18 protein-coding genes and 1 tRNA gene are annotated in these 19,040 nt (G+C 42.5%); 13 read left to right on the forward strand and 6 right to left on the reverse strand.

Features of this window, described 5'->3' with window-relative positions; translation table 11 throughout:
• Positions 1-112: 112 nt before the first annotated feature.
• The 4 genes from AWH66_RS12510 (at position 113) to AWH66_RS12525 (ending at position 3,023) form a co-directional block, all read left to right on the forward strand.
• Positions 113-781, forward strand: coding sequence for an isochorismatase family protein (locus tag AWH66_RS12510; RefSeq protein ID WP_063606931.1), 669 nt, complete (start codon positions 113-115; stop codon positions 779-781).
• Positions 774-1,106 carry a YnfA family protein gene (locus tag AWH66_RS12515; RefSeq protein WP_063606932.1) on the forward strand — a complete coding sequence of 111 codons (333 nt, stop codon included), beginning with the start codon at positions 774-776 and terminating at the stop codon, positions 1,104-1,106. The genes AWH66_RS12510 and AWH66_RS12515 overlap by 8 nt, the downstream gene beginning before the upstream one ends.
• Positions 1,107-1,268: 162 nt before the next feature.
• The gene (locus AWH66_RS12520) at positions 1,269-2,561 is read left to right on the forward strand and encodes a DEAD/DEAH box helicase (RefSeq protein ID WP_240495618.1); all 1,293 of its coding nucleotides are present in this window, start codon (positions 1,269-1,271) and stop codon (positions 2,559-2,561) included.
• Between the two features lie 114 nt (positions 2,562-2,675).
• Positions 2,676-3,023 (forward strand): DOPA 4,5-dioxygenase family protein, encoded by a 348-nt coding sequence (locus AWH66_RS12525; protein ID WP_063606933.1) that lies wholly within the window; start codon positions 2,676-2,678, stop codon positions 3,021-3,023.
• Here AWH66_RS12525 and hpfH read toward each other — a convergent pair.
• Both hpfH and hpfG read right to left on the reverse strand, forming a co-directional pair.
• On the reverse strand, positions 3,020-3,985 hold the full coding sequence (hpfH, locus tag AWH66_RS12530; RefSeq protein WP_063606934.1) for a (2S)-3-sulfopropanediol dehydratase activating enzyme: 966 nt from the start codon (positions 3,983-3,985) through the stop codon (positions 3,020-3,022). The genes AWH66_RS12525 and hpfH overlap by 4 nt on opposite strands.
• Positions 3,986-4,057: 72 nt before the next feature.
• Positions 4,058-6,589: a (2S)-3-sulfopropanediol dehydratase gene (gene hpfG, locus AWH66_RS12535; protein ID WP_063606935.1), complete on the reverse strand. Its 2,532-nt coding sequence runs from the start codon at positions 6,587-6,589 to the stop codon at positions 4,058-4,060.
• Positions 6,590-6,971: 382 nt separating this feature from the next.
• On the opposite strand from hpfG, the gene AWH66_RS12540 reads away from it, so the two are divergent.
• Positions 6,972-7,712 carry a sulfite exporter TauE/SafE family protein gene (locus tag AWH66_RS12540; protein WP_006069648.1) on the forward strand — a complete coding sequence of 247 codons (741 nt, stop codon included), beginning with the start codon at positions 6,972-6,974 and terminating at the stop codon, positions 7,710-7,712.
• Positions 7,713-7,784: 72 nt separating this feature from the next.
• Here the strand turns inward: AWH66_RS12540 and AWH66_RS12545 are convergent, their stop codons facing one another.
• Positions 7,785-8,156, reverse strand: coding sequence for a YybH family protein (locus AWH66_RS12545; protein ID WP_063606936.1), 372 nt, complete (start codon positions 8,154-8,156; stop codon positions 7,785-7,787).
• Between the two features lie 118 nt (positions 8,157-8,274).
• Between AWH66_RS12545 and AWH66_RS12550 the strand changes: the two genes are divergently transcribed.
• Positions 8,275-9,132 carry a LysR family transcriptional regulator gene (locus AWH66_RS12550; protein ID WP_063606937.1) on the forward strand — a complete coding sequence of 286 codons (858 nt, stop codon included), beginning with the start codon at positions 8,275-8,277 and terminating at the stop codon, positions 9,130-9,132.
• On the opposite strand, the gene AWH66_RS12555 is transcribed toward AWH66_RS12550, so the two are convergent.
• Complete coding sequence (locus AWH66_RS12555; RefSeq protein WP_063606938.1) at positions 9,118-9,435, reverse strand: c-type cytochrome; 318 nt, start codon at positions 9,433-9,435, stop codon at positions 9,118-9,120. The genes AWH66_RS12550 and AWH66_RS12555 overlap by 15 nt on opposite strands.
• A 263-nt stretch (positions 9,436-9,698) precedes the next feature.
• Between AWH66_RS12555 and AWH66_RS12560 the strand changes: the two genes are divergently transcribed.
• Both AWH66_RS12560 and AWH66_RS12565 read left to right on the forward strand, forming a co-directional pair.
• Positions 9,699-10,457 (forward strand): EAL domain-containing protein, encoded by a 759-nt coding sequence (locus AWH66_RS12560; RefSeq protein WP_063606939.1) that lies wholly within the window; start codon positions 9,699-9,701, stop codon positions 10,455-10,457.
• A 17-nt stretch (positions 10,458-10,474) separates the two neighbouring features.
• Complete coding sequence (locus AWH66_RS12565) at positions 10,475-11,290, forward strand: helix-turn-helix domain-containing protein (protein ID WP_063606940.1); 816 nt, start codon at positions 10,475-10,477, stop codon at positions 11,288-11,290.
• A gap of 43 nt (positions 11,291-11,333) precedes the next feature.
• On the opposite strand, the gene ltaE is transcribed toward AWH66_RS12565, so the two are convergent.
• Complete coding sequence (gene ltaE / locus AWH66_RS12570) at positions 11,334-12,338, reverse strand: low-specificity L-threonine aldolase (protein ID WP_062463846.1); 1,005 nt, start codon at positions 12,336-12,338, stop codon at positions 11,334-11,336.
• Between the two features lie 10 nt (positions 12,339-12,348).
• On the reverse strand, positions 12,349-12,867 hold the full coding sequence (locus AWH66_RS12575; protein ID WP_063606941.1) for an NUDIX hydrolase: 519 nt from the start codon (positions 12,865-12,867) through the stop codon (positions 12,349-12,351).
• A gap of 222 nt (positions 12,868-13,089) precedes the next feature.
• Between AWH66_RS12575 and viaA (AWH66_RS12580) the strand changes: the two genes are divergently transcribed.
• The 5 genes from viaA (AWH66_RS12580) (at position 13,090) to AWH66_RS12600 (ending at position 18,673) form a co-directional block, all read left to right on the forward strand.
• Positions 13,090-14,583 carry an ATPase RavA stimulator ViaA gene (gene viaA, locus AWH66_RS12580; RefSeq protein WP_063606942.1) on the forward strand — a complete coding sequence of 498 codons (1,494 nt, stop codon included), beginning with the start codon at positions 13,090-13,092 and terminating at the stop codon, positions 14,581-14,583.
• A 175-nt stretch (positions 14,584-14,758) separates the two neighbouring features.
• Positions 14,759-16,420, forward strand: a complete 1,662-nt coding sequence (locus tag AWH66_RS12585; protein WP_063606943.1) for an ATPase RavA domain-containing protein — start codon at positions 14,759-14,761, stop codon at positions 16,418-16,420.
• Positions 16,421-16,521: 101 nt separating this feature from the next.
• On the forward strand, positions 16,522-17,967 hold the full coding sequence (gene viaA, locus AWH66_RS12590) for an ATPase RavA stimulator ViaA (RefSeq protein ID WP_063606944.1): 1,446 nt from the start codon (positions 16,522-16,524) through the stop codon (positions 17,965-17,967).
• 182 nt (positions 17,968-18,149) lie between these two features.
• Positions 18,150-18,223 (forward strand) — tRNA-Cys (locus AWH66_RS12595).
• Between the two features lie 204 nt (positions 18,224-18,427).
• Positions 18,428-18,673, forward strand: a complete 246-nt coding sequence (locus tag AWH66_RS12600; RefSeq protein WP_063606945.1) for a hypothetical protein — start codon at positions 18,428-18,430, stop codon at positions 18,671-18,673.
• Positions 18,674-19,040 lie beyond the last annotated feature (367 nt).

The following is a 19,040-nucleotide window of genomic DNA, read 5'->3' on the forward strand; positions in this document are numbered from 1 at the left end:
ATACCCTGTTGGGTGAAGACGCTATTCGTAAAGGACGTGTGTTATCTATTTACTTAAGTATGATAGAGAGTATTACCGTTTAAACCCTAGACGAATCGTGAAGGAAGTCACCATGTCTTTGACCACTACACAACTCTTTAAATCCCAAACTGCGTCCATTGATGTGGACCCTCAAAAAGGATTTAGCGAGCTGTGTCCTGATGAATTGCCGGTGCAAGGCGCGCTAGAGATTGTTACAGAGTTGGTAAACAATCATAGTAAAGCTGCGTTAAAACTGGTTTCTCGAGATATGCACCCTCCTGGCGCTGCTTGGGAGGCGGAAACGCCGGAGCGTATGCTGGAACCGGTTGGATTACCTGAGGTCGACATCAAATGGAATCCTCACTGTGTGGTGGGAACGGAAGGCGTAGAGTTGCTGCCAGGACTGCCAGCGATTCGTGACTATGATTTTCAGATCAATAAAGGTATCGATCCAGATGCTCATCCTTATGGCGCATTTTATCACGATCAAGCTGATACATTATCAACGGGAGGGATTGAGTTTTTACATTCTCAACAGATTAAGAATGTGATTGTTGGTGGCTTGGCTCTGGACTTCTGTGTGAAAAAGTCTGTTGAACAGCTCGTTGATGCAGGCTTTAACGTGATTCTGAACTTAGCTTCGACGCGCGCAGTATTTCCTGACAATGTGCAGGAAGTCATCGAGCACCTTGTCAGTCAGGGTGTGAGAGTTGTGGAGGACTCAGACTCCATCCAGTTATTGGATATTTTACATGCCTGAACTAAAGACAATGGGGCTGTTCTTCGTCACGGCAGTGGCGGAGATATTAGGCTGCTATCTGCCTTACTTGTGGTTAAAAGAAGGGAAGTCAATTTGGTTGTTTGTCCCTGCCGCGATTTGTCTTGGGTTGTTCGCTTGGCTTCTTTCTTTGCACCCTACGGCGGCTGGTAGAGTGTACGCCGCATACGGCGGCGTTTATATTTTCGTTGCAATATTGTGGCTTTGGCTTGTTGACGGCATTCGTCCAACCATGTGGGATATTGTCGGCGTATTGGTTGCATTACTTGGTATGGCAATCATCATGTTTGCCCCTAGAAACATTTAGTCTAAGTAACAAGTTGAAAGGAAAGTATTGGCATACCTACTCAGTAGTAGCGTTTAAACACCGTTTAGGAATGGATTGATGAACTTAGGCAATAATGGCGTTAACCAATGTCGTGTTATCTGATACACTCGCGACCCCTAAATAATACCTGTTGGCGAATTTATGACAGACAAGACTTTACTTGATGCTTCCGAAGATGTGACTTCGTTTGATTCTTTTGCTTTTAGTAGCACAATTCATCAAAATCTAACTGCGTTGAACTATGAGTCGCCAACACCTATTCAAGTACGTGCCATTCCACATGTTCTTGATGGCAAAGATATCTTAGCTGGAGCACAAACAGGCACGGGAAAAACTGCGGCGTTTGGGCTTCCTTTGATTCACAAACTTGCTCAAGAACCTAATGAGCGGGAGTCTAACTCAAAAGTTATTCGTTCTTTAGTACTCACTCCAACAAGAGAACTTGCACAACAGGTGTTTGATAGCTTAGTACCGTTAGCAAAAGACACTGGGCTTAAAGTAGTCGTCGCTTACGGTGGCACAAGTATGGGCGTACAAACTAAAAACCTAGTTGGTGGTGCTGACATCTTGGTAGCAACACCAGGGCGTCTTTTGGATCACCAACATAACCGCAATATCACTTTATCTGAATGCGAATATCTTATTTTGGACGAAGCTGACCGTATGTTAGATATGGGATTCATGCCAGATTTGAATCGTATTCTCAAGCGCTTACCAAAAGAACGCCAAAATATGATGTTCTCAGCAACATTTGAACAGCGTATCAAAACGCTGGCTCATCGTATTATGAATGAGCCGGTCGAAGTTCAAGTCACCCCTGCGAACTCGACGGCAGATACCGTAAAACAGATGGTTTATCCCGTCGACAAAAAACGTAAACATGAACTGCTGGCGTACTTAATTGGCTCTCGCAATTGGCAACAGGTATTGGTGTTTACCAAAACAAAGCAGGGTAGTGATGCACTCGCAAAAGAGCTTAAGCTCGATGGTATCAATGCGGTTTCAATCAATGGTGATAAGAGCCAAGGAGCGCGTCAAAAAGCGTTGGATGATTTTAAATCAGGAAAAGTACGAGCATTGATTGCAACGGATGTTGCGGCTCGTGGACTAGATATTCAGCAGCTGGAGCAAGTTGTGAACTTTGAGCTGCCGTATAAAGCGGAAGACTATATCCATCGTATTGGACGAACAGGTCGAGCGGGGCATGCGGGTTTTGCAGTATCGTTAATGAGTCACGATGAGCAGTATCTTCTGGAAGCAATAGAGCGTTTGCTAGAAACGCGATTACCACAAGAGTGGTTGGCAGGCTTTGAACCAAGTCCGGCCTCTGAAGTCGAACCTGATCGTGCACCTCGCCGTAAAGGTCGAGGGGCGGATAAACGTAAGATGAAAGCCAAGCTTAAGATTCATGCCAATCGTGGTAAAAAACGTTAATTTACCTCAAAGAAAATAAGGGTAAGAATTTAACTTCTTCCCTTATTTTTCAAATAGATATCAGTTACAATCCCGCCACTATTTCCTCACGCAATTTTATCGCAAAGTAACCCAATGACATCACCTCAACCCCCCCAAAACCTTCACGATAAATACCATGCACACGTCTACTTTGATCTATCTTCTCTAGAAATGGCTACCGTGTTAAGTGAAACCATTACAGAAAAGTTTGGTCTACATGTCGGAAGAATACATCAAAAGCCTGTTGGGCCTCATACGAAATGGAGCTTCCAGATTTTGTTCTTTCGTGAAGACTTTGATGCACTTATCCCTTGGCTTGATGTTGTTAGAGGCGAACTCAGTGTTCTAGTACACGCCGACACTGACGATGACCTCCTTGATCACACCACTTATGCATATTGGCTAGGTAAAGTAGTGCCTCTTAATCTTGAAGGATTCTAATTTGCGCTTTCCATACTGGCGTCTTTCGTTCCAACCGTACAGTGGATACCTCGGCGATTAAAATAGTCGGCAATTTGATTTACCCTTAGTTGAAAGTTATCACGGTCAAAGGCTAGATCAGCCATCTTGTATGGCAACCCTAAAGAGCGGTATTTCTCTTCCCCTAAGCGCATAAAGCTAAGCAACTGCAGCGTTTGTACGCGTCCGTTGAGCTCATTAATAATGAAATCAGCGGTCGCGGCAATATTCTCATCGTCATCGTTGATCGATGGGATAACTGGGACTCTCAATATGATGGGCTTTTCAGTTTTACTCAATGCTCTAAGATTATTAAGGATTTTGCGATTATCGACTCCGGTGCGCGCTTTGTGGCGCTGGCTATCGAGTAGCTTGATATCGGAGATAAATAGATCGGTATAGGGAAGGAGCTTTTCTATTCGGTTCCAGTTAGCAAAGAAACTCGACTCTAAACAAGTGTGGATGTTTTCCTGTTTGCATAACCTAAACAACTCCAATACAAAGTTGCTCTGTAAAAGGGGCTCTCCACCAGACACAGTTACCCCTCCGCCTGATCGTTGATAAAAGCCTTTGTCTTTGCGGATAGTCTTCATGCACTCATCCAAAGTCATGAAACTGCCCCATTGTTTGATTGCTTCTGCAGGACAGTCGTCAGAGCAAGCCATACAGGAAGAGCAAAGGTCACGTTTGACCTCAAATAGATAATCATCGGAAAACGTCAACATATTGGGCGATGGACAAACATCTAAACACGTTCCGCAGTGCTGACTTGAGATGCACTGGTTATGGTAGACCCCGACTTCTATTCTGCGATTAAAACTCTCCGGGTTTCCACACCAATCACATCGTAGAGGACATCCTTTAAGGAAGAATTCAGTTCGGATCCCTGGGCCGTCGTGGAGTGTGAAACGCTGTACATTCAATACGGTGGCTTGGTTTGACACAAATAACCTCAATTAAGTTAGAAGCTGGGCGTTGAATGCCCAGCTTGACAGTAGTTGTATATAGGTTATTTGTTAGAACCTAAGCTCGGTGCGTTGAATTAAGTCGTCTTGCAAAGGTTTTCCAAGTTCCACGAAATACGCACTGTATCCAGCTACTCGTACTAACATGTCTCGGTATAGCTCTGGACTTTTCTGGGCGGCGCGCATTTTGTCCGAACTCATTATATTAAACTGCACGTGCATGCCTTGTTTGGAGATATATTCGTCAATAAAACTGGCCAGAATATCTCTGCCTTCAATACCTGAAACGGCGTCTTCTGGAAAACGTAAATTGAGCAGAGTGCCATTGGTCGCCAAGCTATGATCTACCTTCGTGACAGAGTTGACGATAGCGGTCGGGCCTTGCGTATCGTGCGAACCGCCAGCGGTATGGACTGGTCCCATGTTATCAGAGATAGGTTCTTCATTTTTTCGACCATCTAACGATGCATTGGTGTATAAGCCCATACCAACGTTCGCATTGACGGTGTAGACGCCAGGACTAAACTTTCCGCCTCTAGGGTTGATGCGTCCTTTGATATGACGGCAATAGCATTCAAACATAAAGGTGAATAGCTCGTCGGCTTCATCAATGTCGTTGCCATAATGGGGGATCTTGGAGCTATTGACGAGCGCATACAGCTTTTCATAACCAACCCAATTATTCTTCACAGCATCAAGCAGTTGTTTACCTGTGTATTTCTTGTCATCAAAGACTAACTTCTTAATGGTAGAGAGAGAATCGGCGCAAGTCGCTATTCCAGCCGCCTGCGGAGCGGTACCATTATATTTCACACCACCAAACGTCATATCTCGTCCGGTTTCGATACAACCTTCAAAAAACGCTGAGATATAGGGAGTGGGTTTGACCATACGATGAATTTTGTCGGTGACATTTAAGCAGCTACATAATTGATCGCACCAGTACGCAAACTGTTTATCGACACTTTCGAGAACTTGTTCAAATGTTGCGTAAGTTTCTAAACTGCCAGTATCTGGTCCCAGTTGCTGGCCGGCATTTGGTCCTGAAAGAATTCGTCCACCATTGATGACCATCTCCATCATTTTTGCGGTATTCACGTAGCCAGCGTCCAACCAACCATGCTCTTTGCCAGGGATTGTAGGTTCAACGCAGCCAACTACAGCGTAATTTCTCGCTTCAGCTAAAGACACGCCTTTACCTAACATAGCTTTTATTGCTGGGGTATCATTGAACAATTTAGGGTGACCATAACCGGCTCTAATGCATTCAATCGTCTTAATCTTGAGCTCGTACGGTGTTTTCTCGTGCATTCGAACGCAGACCCAAGGGTTCATCATTCGAGTATGCGCTGATGCTTCCAGCATTAACATTGTTAGGTCGTTGGTGGCGTCTTTACCTTCTGAGTCTACTCCACCTAGAGTTAAGCTTTCTCCACCAAAACCTCGACCATTGCGAACTTTTACTGTGCCTTTATCTTTGAGCTTAGTTGGGTTGTTCATTTTGACGTAAAGCACTTCAATGAGCTCTAAGATAAACGACTTTGATACCGCACGTTCATTGACGTCTTTTTGGTAGAATGGAAGTAACCATTGGTCCATTCGACCATAAGAGATAGAGTGACCATTACCCTCAATTTGGGTCAAAGTAACGGCAAAATTGAATAACTGAATAGCTTGCCAGAAAGACTGTGGAGCACCACCTGCGATTTGCTGACAGTTGAGGGACATGGTGTGTAGTTCTTGTTTGCGTTTAGCGTCAGCTTCATGTGCCGCCATTTCAGACGTTAACTGCGCGTACCTCGTAATATAGTGCTTAGCCGCTTCTAAACACACAATGGTCGCTTTGTAATAATCTCTCTTATCGCTATAGTCGGGGTCTTGTTTCGACAAGTTCTTTAATGCAGAACTGGCCTGAAAGATCACTCCGTCATAACCAAGCGTCATTAGCTTGGTGAAGTCCATGGCAAAATGCCCGATGCCTGCAAAATGGTAATTGTTGGTCTGAAAGACTTTTTCGCCCATATGTGAGCCTTTCTTTTGGTCGTCATCAAGATGGGCCGTTATGATCTCGTTGGCCGTTTTGCCTTTCCAGTATGCGCATAGCTCCAAAATTTCATTTTTATCCTGCTCACTGCGTATATAAAATTGATCGTTACTTCGCTCTTCAAAAGGAGAGTGAAGGATTTCGTCAATGATCCAGTCAACGGAGAATTCAGGATAAATAGGTGAGGCCTTCGCTGGGGCAGCGATCTCCCCTAGAATTAGTTCGTCATCATAAACGTGTAGTGTGCAGTTATGGAGTATGTTCTGGAATGCAAAAGCAGCCTGCAGTATACGTGGTAAGGTTTCATTCTCTCGATATGCTTCGGTAACAAGACGAAGACGTTCAACGTCGATATCATACGACCTATCTAGGAAGGTCTGTCTTAATTGATTGACTCGAGGGAAAGGGGACCAATCGGCATGATCCACTTGGTATCCTAACCCATAAACCTTATCAAACTCTTCGATTCCCCTTGCTGACGTGTGCTGATGAGCCAGTGTTTCAAACAACTGCTCCGACTCTAACTGGAAGTGATCCATTGTTTACCTCATAAATTTAAATACGATGAATTCGTTAACAGTTTCTAATCGATACTTCTCTAAAGGCTTCCATTCTGAAGGTCGATGATTGCTCGTGTTTATCCGCTACGACGGATTGTCTACAAGGAGCTGAAGGGAAGGCTGGCTGGGATGAGTGCCTCTTAAAAAACACCTTCGGTCTTATAGACGCTTTTGAGTGAGCATTTTGTTCAAAACTGTATGGATATGGTCATTATAAGGAGATGTACGTCCTGTTCTGAGAAAATAGTCACACTAACGAATCTAAATGTACATAAAACAACAAAATGTGACACGAGTAATGGTTATTAAATTTCATGAGTCTATAGTGTGAAGAACTTTTAACGGCTGAATAACAGGACATATGGACACCACTTTAATACTCGTTTCGTTGATCATTGCATTAGCGGGTTTCACACAGGGGCTAACGGGATTCGGCTCAGCGTTAGTATCGGTTCCTTTGCTTTCATTCATTGTTGGAGCTCAAACGGCCGTACCAATTGCTGGTATTTTTGGCTGGTTAGTTACCTTGCCAATCGTTTGGAAAATGCGCCATTCAATACAACGCCAAACCGGATTAATTTTATTTGCAGGCTCGGTACCTGCGTCTTTTGTTGGCGCAAAACTACTGGCAACGATGCCTTCCCAGTACATTCTATTGACCATGGGAATTGTGTTAGTTGCTTCAAGTTTACATTCTCTACGCTCTACTAAGCCTTTGTTTAAAAAGACTTCTGTTCCAGTAACTGTAGGAGCAGGTTTCACTTCAGGTGTTTTAGGTGCCAGCGTAGGAGAATCGGGTCCTCCTGTGATTGCGTATACATCTATGCAGCCTTGGACGGCCGATCAAACAAAATCGACATTGGCTTTCTTCTTTATGTTGCAAATGATTGGTGCTAACGTAAGTTTTTGGAATGAAGGTTTGATAACTGAAGAAGTGTTATCTTTGGTGATGTCGGCAATGCCAGCGTTTGTCATTGGTTTAACTGGCGGAATGATAGGCTATCATCTTCTACACAAATACAAAATTGACTATCACCGAATCGTACATATCTTTTTATTAGTCATTGGGTGTATGCTAGTGGCGAAAAATGTCCATTTCTGACCATCTAAGTTAATTTGATATTATGCCCCGTGTATAACGGGGCGTACTATTAAATGATTAGATCAGCATAGTTTACCTTTCACCAAGCACTTCAAACTCATCGTAAGTTAACCGCGATGCACCATCGGTTTGAATTTCCCATAGTTCTTTATGAACCACACCAAAGGCGTTATTCATTGTCCAGTCTGAGGTCAAAATGTACGACGATTCTCCAGCCTTTTCCCACTTAGTGTTGGTGTAATCAACGTCTTTAAATCCTTGGTCCATAATGTTCTGCCAGAATGCCTGTATTGCCTCCCGACCTTCAAATGTACCAAAAGGCTTAGCTACCATTACAGCATCTTCGGCGTATTGTGCCGCACAGCCAGCAGCATCCTGATTATTGAATGCAACTTGCCATGCAGAAATTCCTGTTTGTGAGCGTTCTAAAACTGATTGAGTCATCGTTATACCTTTCAATTAGGGTTGTGTATGAGTTAATCATAGAGATAGTATTGGTGATGAAAAACAAACGTATTGGAAAGGTATGTTCTGTTAAAGAGAACAATTAAGAGAGCTTATTGTGAATAAACTACGTTTAATGTCTATCTATGTACAAATCGTTGAAAGTGGCTCAATAACCAAAGCGGCTGATAGACTAGATGTGTCTAAATCTGTGGTTAGTTCAGCACTAAAACAGTTAGAAAATGAGTTGAATACGAGCTTACTAAAGCGCACGACGCGCAAGCAGATGCTAACTTCGACCGGAGAGCGTTTTTACCATCAATGTGCTCTCATGCAAGAACATGCAGAATCTGCGTGGATTGAGGCATCAGAGTCGATGAACACGCCATCAGGAAGACTATCGGTGACAGCACCACACGCGTTAATGCAGAGTATTGTTATACCTGCGCTCGCTGATACTTTTAATGATTTTTCTGATGTGAAGCTGAACTTGGTGAGTGACGATGACCACGTAGACATAATTCAGCAGGATATTGATCTAGCTATTCGTGTAGGCGCATCTGGAAATTCCAATCTAAAACAAAGAAAACTTGGTCAGTTTTCTGACGTCCTATGTCAGTCGAAAAACAATGAAGTGGATGTAACATCGTGCCAATATGTGGCTCAACATTGGCAACCGGCGCAAATACATCACCGAGAATTAAATACAGAACAAGAGTTAACGTTTGTTCCAGCACACCGTGTCAATACAATATACGATGCTATTCGCCTAATCGAGAGAGGGTTTGGTATAGGCTTGGTTCCTGAATTTCTACTTGGTGAAAATATGACACTAAAACCAGTTACTAAAATAGAGAAGACGAAACCTAATCCTATTTATTCCTTACACCCTTATCAAGCACACGTACCTCTTACGGTGTCTATGGCTATAAGCGCTATTGAACAGAGGATAAATACACTGCTAATCGATAGTTGAGTAGAACGCAGCAATATCCTTCAAGTCTTCTTCCGTTAAGTTTTGAAGCTGAGCCTTCATAAGTTCTGCCATCGCGCCTTGGCGCTCGTCATTTTGATACGCTTTCATAGCATTAAAAAGATAAAGCGAGTTTTGCCCGTTGAGGTTTGGGTAGTTAGCTTGAGTGGGAGCTCCATTAGGATTATGACAGAACACACAGCTTGGTGCTTTCATTTCACCTAGCTCGGGATTTCCGAAGGAGCTTGCATGACTTAGCAACGGTAAGAACATTGACGCGAATATAAGTATCTGAGTTGATTTCATAGATTTTTGATTTTTCAAGTATATACATCTATTGTAAGGCTTACCCTAAGGGTAATCTAAAGCACTAATTGCTGCATGTAAATTGAACTGAGACATCGCTCACATGCTTTTATGCGTTCGCAGTTCTATTGAACATAAATAAATCAGATTAATAGTTTAGATATAGAGTCATATTTTTTAAATGACTGAATAACATATTGAACTGACAAACTTATATGTATGAGAATAGTTTCTATGAGCCCAAGTTATGGAGTGCTCCTAATATGAAACGAATGCAATGTGATAGAAAATATTCTGGCGTAAAAATACGCTCTGACTCAAATAAAAAAGATGTTCTAGAGTTGGAGTTTGTAATTCAACCTATACTATCTTCGTTGGAGAATAAAGTTTATGCATATGAGATGTTATCGAGAGTTTCCGTAGATACAATTTTTGATTCTGAACTGACAGTAGAAGAAATATTTTTTTGTCTTGATGGGGAGATTATTAAACAAATTGCATTGAGTCAGGTCGACATTGCAAAGAAGATTGAAAGACAACTTGGTAAGGCTTTAATTTCTGTAAATATACCAGTTAATTTACTTATTGATAATGGGTTTGTTGACCATGTGATATCGCTTTCTCCAAGTAAGTTAGCTATTGAAATTGATGTGCTTAGATACTCTTTTGACAATCCCATAATCGAGAGAAGTTTAGATAGATTTAGGAATTGTGGAATTAAGCTCTGGCTTGATGATTACCTTGTTTTATCGCATGCTAGCAATGTTGTCTTGACGGAGGTTGAGTGGGATTTAATCAAAATCGATAAATCCTATTTTTCTGACAAACTTAACGAGAAAATAACTGCAAAAGTCCTAACTGATAGAGTTAATAAACACTCTAAAGATGGTGTAATTTTTGAAGGGGTAGAGACTATTTATCAGAGAAGTGAGATAGCATTGGATAATGTCTATCTTCAGGGCTACTATCTTTCATGTCCTATTTCAGTAGGCGAAATATTGAGAATGATTGAAAGTCAATAGAACAATAAGGTGGTATTGTGTACGATAATAAAGTGGCTTTTGACAGAGTAGTTCTTCCGCATCAAAACCTTTTAACTGAAGTATATTCGCTTGAGTATAAAATCATTAGATTAATCAATGCTGAAGGAAGGTTTTCTATTTGTGGAAAAATAGAAGCAGCTTCTAATAGAAGTGTTGTATTTTTCCCAATGGGAAAAAACATTCATATAGATATACGATCAGTTTCCAATAAGCCAATTGAGTTAGAAGTGGTAACGATTACTGAAGCGTTTTTTAATTCTACAATATCCATGTTTAGTTCAGACCCGAACTTCAAACAGAAAGAGGGCGTTTCGGAATGTGAGGCTGATGTGAGAGATAAAATAGGTCATTATCTTGATGCATATGCCACATTAGAAAACATCGATGTCCACTGTGCAGCGACGCTACACTGCTCATTAGCATATTCTATTCTTAGAGAACTGGTTGTCTGTGGTGTTATTGACCCTTTCTATGAATTAATGGCGAAGAAAAAAACTAGTAAGCGAGTGACCGAAGTCATCTTAAGCGATCTGACTAATAAGTGGAAACTATCAGACGTAGCGTGTTGCTTAAACATGTCAAATTCGACATTACAACGTAAATTGAAAGGTGAATCTTTGGAGTTTAGTGTGTTGTTAAGCACCGTAAGGCTAGAAGTGGCAAGGAAAACACTAACATGCTCTGATACTTGCATTTCTAAGGTGGCTCTTGATTGCGGTTTTGAAAGTCTCGCTTACTTCAGTTATGTCTTCAAAAAACGATACGGAATGACGCCTACTCAATGCAAAAAAACATTAATAAAGCCAAGTTAAGGTTTGACTACCAAACCTTAACTTGCGAGGGCACTACACAGTCTTAAACTAATTGCTTTAAGCGTGTGAGCAAGTGGTCAATATCCGCACTCGAAATATCTTTGTGAGTTACGAATCGAATCGGATTACCTGGGGTAATAGTAATGCCCTCTTTAGCCAACGATTCTGCAATAACATCAATCTTTACCGATTCATCGAGCTTAGCAAAAACAATGTTTGTTTGGACAAAATCGGCGTTTACACTAAATCCAGAAATGTCATTTAGGCCAAATGCGAGCTTTTTGGCATTAGCGTGATCAACTTTTAACTGATCGACTTGCTCTGTTAACGCAAGTTTTCCTGCCGCGGCTAAAATGCCAGCTTGGCGCATACCACCGCCAACCATTTTACGTAGTCGTCTTGCGCGTTCGATAAACGCTTTAGAACCAAGAAGTAGGGAACCAATAGGAGCTGCTAAGCCTTTTGAAAGACAGATTGTCATAGAATCAAAATGCTGAGCAATTTCTTTTACGTCCACATCTAATGCCACGGCTGCGTTGTATACTCGAGCGCCGTCTAGATGCAGTTTCAGTCTGTTTTCATCAACAAACTTCCTTGCTTCTGCCAAATATGACAATGGTAGAACTTTACCGTTGATAGTGTTTTCAAGGCTTAACAATTTGGTGCGCGCGAAGTGGCTATCATCAGGTTTTATCGCGGCTTTCAACTTAGAAAAATCAAGTGTACCGTCTGGGTTATTCTCAATAGGCTGAGGCTGAATTGAGCCGAGTACTGCTGCACCGCCAGCTTCATATTTATAGTTGTGAGCCTGCTGGCCACACAGGTACTCATCGCCGCGTTGGCAATGTGCCATTAAACCAAGCAGGTTTGCCTGAGTACCAGATGTTGTGAACAGTGCCGCTTCGAAACCATGTCGCTCTGCTGCCCATTGTTCTAATTCGTTGACCGTTGGGTCATCCCCGTAAACATCGTCACCGACAGGTGCATTAGCCATAGCTTCACGCATAGCTGGGGTAGGTTGGGTCACTGTGTCTGAGCGAAAATCCATTGATACTCTCCTAAATGTATCCACATAGCGTCGCTTTGCTTAAGCACGCTATTGTTTTGGCATCCGTGATGCCACCATCGATTATTTTTTGTTGTAATTGAGTTAGTGACATTGTCACTAACTCAATTACTTCATCATCATCGCATGCTAAACTGCGATTCGGTTTTAGTGATTTTGCAATATACAGATGCTGTATTTCGTCGCAAAAGCCAGCGAGTGGTGTTACCTGTCCTAGAGAAATCATAATACCAGCTTCGAAGCCCGTTTCTTCAATCAGTTCTCTGTGTGCGCAATTTTCAGCATTTTCACCCAGTTCCATCGTCCCGGCAGGAAGCTCTAAAAGCCACTTCTTAAGTGAGGGTCGATATTGGTTTAATAGCAGGATGTCGCCTGACTCGGTAACTGGAAGGATAACCGCAGCACCGGGGTGTTTAATTGTCGTGTGCGTAATGTTTTTCTGATTTGGTAATTCAATGTCTTCTTCTACGAGGGCAATGGATTTCCACTGATGAATTGTTCTTTGGGCCATAAAATCATCCGTTGATGGCTAGATATAAAGTACGTAGAAGGTTTACGTAATCAGGGTTCAATATGACCATAACGTGACATAAAAGTCGATGGATAAGAAGGGGATCGTTTTATTAAATGGCGATCGAAAATGAAAACTAGGGTTTCTTGCCTGTAATGCAATGAAAAATTTAGGTATATCAAGAGGTCTATATGGTTGTGAAGTTTATTTATAGGTAACGAAATGCTTGGTGCGGACAGTCTAAATTTGGCGATGATGGTGGCAGAGTCAGGAATTATTGATTCTGCGGTGAGAGACATCATGCAGCAAACAGACCTGTTGGCTATGGGCAGCGATGAGGGACTCAAGCAAAGCTTAACAGCATCAATGGCCAAATGGTCTAAATCTGTTAAACGCAAGCTCGTTAAGGGTCAAGAGACCGAGTCTTTGCAATCTGAACTCGAACTCTATCAACGTGCAGTTTATTTAACGGAGCAAGAGTTTGATAGCCAATTGAGTCATTTGATTGAGCAACTTCCTGAAGATTCGCAATTCCTACCCAAAGCTCGTCAGCTAGCGAGCAATATTGATGCTTATCCCCGGTCACTGTTTGCCCGTCAGTTTTGTAAGCAGTGGTATGAGAGCTTAAAACAGGCCGTTGAATCGAAACAACAACAAACGGTTGACCAGCAAAAGTCTAAATTCCTAACGCAGATGTATCAGAAAATCGATACCCTAAAAGATATGGAGAACCTGCAAAAAGGTGGTGAACAGGGCAAGTTAGGAAGGCTCTGGGATTTGGCAGGAGCAGAGCTAACAAAGCAGGACTGGCGACACATAGAACGTGCGGCAGAGTATCTTGAGAATAATCAAGAACTAAAGCATATTGCCGACAAACTAGGGCGTATGGCAGAAGAGGTGGACGCTCCAGAGCTAAATAAAGCACTGATCCACGATGAAGTGGTCGTTGAAGAGAAAACGGACTTTGCGACAGATGATATTGTTGGTATTCATGAAAGTAACGACATCAACAATCTCCTTCCTAATGAAACCATGTACTTGGCCTATCCAGAATTGGAAACCATTTTCTATCAGCATTTGGTGGAGAAACGACTACTAACCTACAAATCAGAAGGTAAACAACGCACGGTTCGTCAATTACATGCACCTAAAACAGCGATGGGTGAAGCAGAAAAGGAGACAGGCCCTATGCTTATCGCGATTGACGTCTCGGGTTCAATGCAGGGTGCTCCGGAAAAATCAGCGAAAGCTATCGCTTATTCACTAATGAAAATGGCTGCACAACAACAACGTGAGTGCCACGTCATATTGTTCTCATCCACCTTCATTAGTTATGACTTAACAGGGACGAGCGGACTGAAAGAAGCGAGTGACTTTTTGTCTTATACCTTTAAAGGCGGAACCGATCTTGGAAAAGTATTGAATCACGCTGTAGACCTGATGCAAGGTGAGCAATACAAAAACGCCGATTTGCTGGTGATCTCCGATTTCATCGCACCAAAGCAAGAGCAGGAGATTGTCGAAAGAGTAGAGTCATTACGCGGATGCTACAATCGATTCCATTCTTTATGTCTCTCAAAATATGGTAACCCAGAAGTCTTGAGGCTGTTCGATACACAATGGCGTTATCACCCAAGTCTCGTCGGGCAGTTGATTAAAAAACCTACTTTCCAATTTAATAGAGCAAAACAGGCGCTCTCTCATACTTTTGGCTAATGAGTTTGGGTGTTTGAAACGACTCTTAGTGACAAAACTCTATAAAAATCAGCTTGATAATTTTAGGTTTGCGGTCATGCTTTAGATAAGGCATGAATGAAAAATCTTGTAACATAATAATAACAAATGTATAAAATCATTTATGCATTCCTGTTTTGTGCACAGAGGTATTGGCATGATAAAGCCCACAGTTGTTTCCCACGCTGATAAAGCGTTGCTATCTGAACGAATTAATAAACTCGCCTCAGCACTTTCAGATGGTGTTTACGAACGAGAAGAGACCATAAAGCTTTGCTTATTAGCAGCCCTTGCAGGAGAAAGTGTCTTTTTGCTTGGACCCCCAGGGATAGCTAAGAGCCTAATTGCGAAGCGCCTGATACAAGCATTTGATAACAGTAGTTATTTTGAATACTTAATGACACGTTTTTCTACCCCTGAAGAGGTGTTTGGCCCACTTAGTATTCAAGAACTCAAAGACAACGGACGTTATTTACGATTAACCGAAGGTTACTTACCTACCGCCCAAGTGGTTTTCTTAGATGAGATCTGGAAAGCAGGTCCTGCGATCTTAAATACATTACTAACCGTCGTGAATGAGAAAACATTTAAGAATGGTAGCGATATTGAAAGGGTACCTATGCGCTTGCTGGTTTCCGCCTCAAATGAACTACCAGACGAAGATAGCGGTTTGGAAGCTCTCTATGACCGTATGTTGGTACGCATATTTGTAAATCGTATTCAGAATAAACAGAACTTCAAATCGATGTTAACGGTTGGCACAAGTGAAGAAGCGAAGATCCCTGAAGGTTTGGCGATTACCGATCAGGAATATCATCAATGGCAACGTGAACTCGATAACGTCAAGTTGACTGATTCCGTCTTTGAAAAACTTTATCAACTTAAAACCTTGCTAGAGTCTGCAGCGGAAGAAAACCAAGGCAGACTCTCGGAGTCAGACCTGTATGTTTCCGACCGCCGTTGGAAGAAAGCGGTAAAACTTCTTAAAGCAAGCGCGTTCTTTAATGGTCGCGATAGCGTCAACCCGCTCGACTTATTGCTACTACAAGACTGTTTGTGGAACAGCCCTGAATCATTAGAAATTGTGCGCGATGTTGTTCGTGACTTTGCGCTGAACTACGCTTTTGATCAACAGGAAGTATTCCAACAGATCGAAGAAGGTAAAGAGCAATTGGCTGATATTCAAGATGAAATCGAAGCTGAATTTGCGATGCCTCTTTCTATGGAATCCACGACGGGGCTGCTTCGAAAAGACGTATACCAATACGATACTAGTAACGCCAAGTCTTACAAAGTTGGTCCGGCCACTGACCTAGTCAAATTGGTTTTGCTGCAAAGCAACATGTCAGTATCTGAGAGTGAAAAAGGCGACAGTCGCTGGGTTTATGTAGCGAAAGATGAGCTTAGCCGAGCCATCAAGGAAGGTGGCAGTGAGGTGTATGGTTATGTAAACCAAAATACGCATTTGTGCCGCTTGAAGCTTGATATTGACGCTGCCAATAACCTCGTTATTAAAGATATCGCTAATCGCTCTGTTCTAACCACGCTTGTGACCACTTCTGGTATTGACTCCAATTTACTTCAAGAGTGGACGACAAGAGCTGATCAGGTATTAACGCAACTGACTCATGCAGAATATCACCTTAGACAAGTACGCTCTAACTTCCATGGCGCTCTGCCACATGGCTTTATTCAACAAGAGATACCAACAGAGATGGAAGTGAGCTTACAAACAGTCACGCAAACACTCGAAACTACTAATGCCGAAGCTGAGAAAGCAGTCGCCAGGATCAAAGGATTAAATGACTTTTTTGCCTAGAAAGCTCGCTTAGGAACTTTACTTAACTAGGAGCTTTGCTTAATTAGATGGCTAGCTAACTTGGTTGAGTGACATCGTAAGATAAAACACCGGAGGCATGGATGCTCGGAGCAGACGGATTAAACTTGGCGCTAATGATTGCTGATTCAGGTCTAATTGATTCGGCAGTTAATGATTTGATGGCTCGCTCTCAAGTTGTTGCGCTAACAGAAAAACGCGGCGTTCGTTCTGCAGTCAAAGGTCATCTTTTGAAGTGGCGTGGCTCGGTAAAAAAACGTATGACTCGTGTTTGTGAGACCGAACGTTTCCAGAAAGAACTTGCACTCTATCAAGAGGTCATCCACTGGGATGAAGCTACATTTTTTGAACGCATTAATGATGTCGTCAAGCAACTTGAGTGGCATTCTGCGTTCTACATGCAAGCAAGACGTCTGCTAGAAAAAAACAAGTCAGTTAATAACCCCATGTTTCCCCGTTTCTTTTGTGATCTTTGGTACAAGAGCCTAGCGGATGCGATTAAACAAGCCGAGGTCTCTGAGTTAGAAGCAAGTAAAGAGAAGTTTCTCGCCGACTTGTATCAACGAATGGAAACCATGCAAAACATGGATACCGTAACGGAGCAGGGCGATGAAGCCGCTATGGGACGTTTATGGGACATGGCCTCAGCGAAACTCACTAAGACAGATCTAAAAGTGATGCACAATCATGCCGAGTTTCTTAAAAAGAATAAGGGATTACAAGAGATTGCGGAGCAGCTTGGACGAATGGCAAACGATCAGGATGATCCCGAACTTAATAAAGCACAAGCTGATGATGTTGAGATGGTTGAAGAGCAAAGTGATGAGGCGACGGATGATATTGTAGGCATTCACGAGTCCGACGATCTAAATAAACTGCTTCCTAATGAAACCATGTTTCTTGCTTATCCCGAATTGGAAGTGGTTTTTTACAAACATCTTGCTGACAAGCGCCTAATGAACTACAAAACTCAAGGAAAATCACGCACGCTCAAAAAAGTACGAACTAGCAAACCGGATAACAGTAAGGTGGAAATAGAGAAGGGGCCATTTATTGTTTGTATAGATGCATCTGGGTCGATGAGTGGATTTCCGGAGCAGTGTGCCAAAGCAATGGCTTACGCACTGATGCAAATTGCTTTGGCTGAAGATCGTGAATGCTATGTGATTTTGTTTTCTACTACCCACATTACGTATGAATTGACCAAGCAAGATGGTTTGCGAGAAGCTGCTGATTTTCTCAGCTATTCATTTCATGGTGGAACAGACTTAGAACCCGTATTAGTTCAGTCAATCGATTTGATGGGTACTGATACTTATAAAAATGCAGACATGGTGGTAATTTCAGATTTTATCGCGCCGGAACAATCCGAAGAGATGATACAAAAAGTCGACCAACTAAAAGAGTGTAAAAACCGTTTTCACGCCATCAACCTGTCTAAGTATGGCAACCCTGCACTGATGAGTATGTTTGATCATTGCTGGTCTTATCATCCAAACTTGGTGGGACGTTTGATGAAAAAGTGGTGAAACACACTAGAGAGATGTTACGGCGAGTACGCTTAGTCCATTAGATCGCTGCTTGAATAAGCATATTGCCGTTAATCTGGACAAACAGGAAGATAATATCGTTTTTTGTTTGACTAATGTTGAGTAATCCGTAAAGTACGCCTCGAACACGACGGAGCAGTAGCTCAATGTGTTAACAGAAAGGCGCCTTGGCAGAGTGGCTATGCAGCGGATTGCAAATCCGTGGACCTCGGTTCGACTCCGGGAGGCGCCTCCATTATTCAGAAACCTCGACAATTGTCGGGGTTTCGTTCGTTTTGGCTCTAGGAATTTTCTCTCACTGCACTCACTTACGTATTGGGCAGCTAATTCACGTTGTCTGAGATCTAAGCCCCGAATTCCAGTTTCAGCATTGTTAACAGTTTGCGTTTAAGCTAGTCGGCGACTATGGTGAGTTATCACTATATTCGCGGAGGTGCTTATGTCTGAAGTCTTGGTGGTGCTCATCATTTTTGGCGCTATTTTTGGTCGAGGTATGCTGCGCACATTCTTCGCTCATCGCGAAAAGATGAGAGCAATTGAACTCGAGAAAGCAATTGAAAGCGCGGATGATGTGAGTAGCGAGTTGGTACAACAAATAAAAAGCTTATCTGAGCGCGTTGAAGTACTTGAGAAAATCATTACAGATGAAAAGTATCAACTGGATCGCAAGATCGCCAACTTGTAAGTGGTGTTGAATTAGCCGATTTGTATGGCCTTCATACTGCTTGGCTCGATATTTAGTCAGTTGATTCATAAAGTTAAAATTTACTGTTGACGCAAAAACTTAATCCGTTAAAGTACACCTCGTTCTCACGGGAAAGTCTGATGAAAACGCATGCGAGACTAGCGTGATTGGTAGAAGGCAACCTTAACAAGGTTAACGTCACTCCAATACTGTTGAAGAACGGGAACCTAGTGAGTCGCTCAAAATTAAAACCTTACGGCAACAGCGGTAAGAGAAAAGATGGTGTTTTACTGTTCAGTAATCGGCATCGCAAGGAATTGCGTGCCCTGGTGGTGGAATTGGTAGACACAAGGGATTTAAAATCCCT

Origin of the sequence: Vibrio barjaei, assembly GCF_001639065.2 — a bacterium.
GTDB lineage: Bacteria > Pseudomonadota > Gammaproteobacteria > Enterobacterales > Vibrionaceae > Vibrio > Vibrio barjaei.

What these genes read in the sequence shown, in the direction of transcription:
- AWH66_RS12510 (WP_063606931.1), top strand. Translation starts at nt 113, where the DNA reads ATGTCTTTGACCACTACACAACTCTTTAAATCCCAAACTGCGTCCATT.
- AWH66_RS12515 (WP_063606932.1), top strand. Translation starts at nt 774, where the DNA reads ATGCCTGAACTAAAGACAATGGGGCTGTTCTTCGTCACGGCAGTGGCG.
- AWH66_RS12520 (WP_240495618.1), top strand. Translation starts at nt 1,269, where the DNA reads ATGACAGACAAGACTTTACTTGATGCTTCCGAAGATGTGACTTCGTTT.
- AWH66_RS12525 (WP_063606933.1), top strand. Translation starts at nt 2,676, where the DNA reads ATGACATCACCTCAACCCCCCCAAAACCTTCACGATAAATACCATGCA.
- hpfG (WP_063606935.1), bottom strand. Translation starts at nt 6,589, where the DNA reads ATGGATCACTTCCAGTTAGAGTCGGAGCAGTTGTTTGAAACACTGGCT.
- AWH66_RS12540 (WP_006069648.1), top strand. Translation starts at nt 6,972, where the DNA reads ATGGACACCACTTTAATACTCGTTTCGTTGATCATTGCATTAGCGGGT.
- AWH66_RS12545 (WP_063606936.1), bottom strand. Translation starts at nt 8,156, where the DNA reads ATGACTCAATCAGTTTTAGAACGCTCACAAACAGGAATTTCTGCATGG.
- AWH66_RS12555 (WP_063606938.1), bottom strand. Translation starts at nt 9,435, where the DNA reads ATGAAATCAACTCAGATACTTATATTCGCGTCAATGTTCTTACCGTTG.
- AWH66_RS12560 (WP_063606939.1), top strand. Translation starts at nt 9,699, where the DNA reads ATGAAACGAATGCAATGTGATAGAAAATATTCTGGCGTAAAAATACGC.
- ltaE (WP_062463846.1), bottom strand. Translation starts at nt 12,338, where the DNA reads ATGGATTTTCGCTCAGACACAGTGACCCAACCTACCCCAGCTATGCGT.
- AWH66_RS12575 (WP_063606941.1), bottom strand. Translation starts at nt 12,867, where the DNA reads ATGGCCCAAAGAACAATTCATCAGTGGAAATCCATTGCCCTCGTAGAA.
- viaA (WP_063606942.1), top strand. Translation starts at nt 13,090, where the DNA reads ATGCTTGGTGCGGACAGTCTAAATTTGGCGATGATGGTGGCAGAGTCA.
- AWH66_RS12585 (WP_063606943.1), top strand. Translation starts at nt 14,759, where the DNA reads ATGATAAAGCCCACAGTTGTTTCCCACGCTGATAAAGCGTTGCTATCT.
- viaA (WP_063606944.1), top strand. Translation starts at nt 16,522, where the DNA reads ATGCTCGGAGCAGACGGATTAAACTTGGCGCTAATGATTGCTGATTCA.
- AWH66_RS12600 (WP_063606945.1), top strand. Translation starts at nt 18,428, where the DNA reads ATGTCTGAAGTCTTGGTGGTGCTCATCATTTTTGGCGCTATTTTTGGT.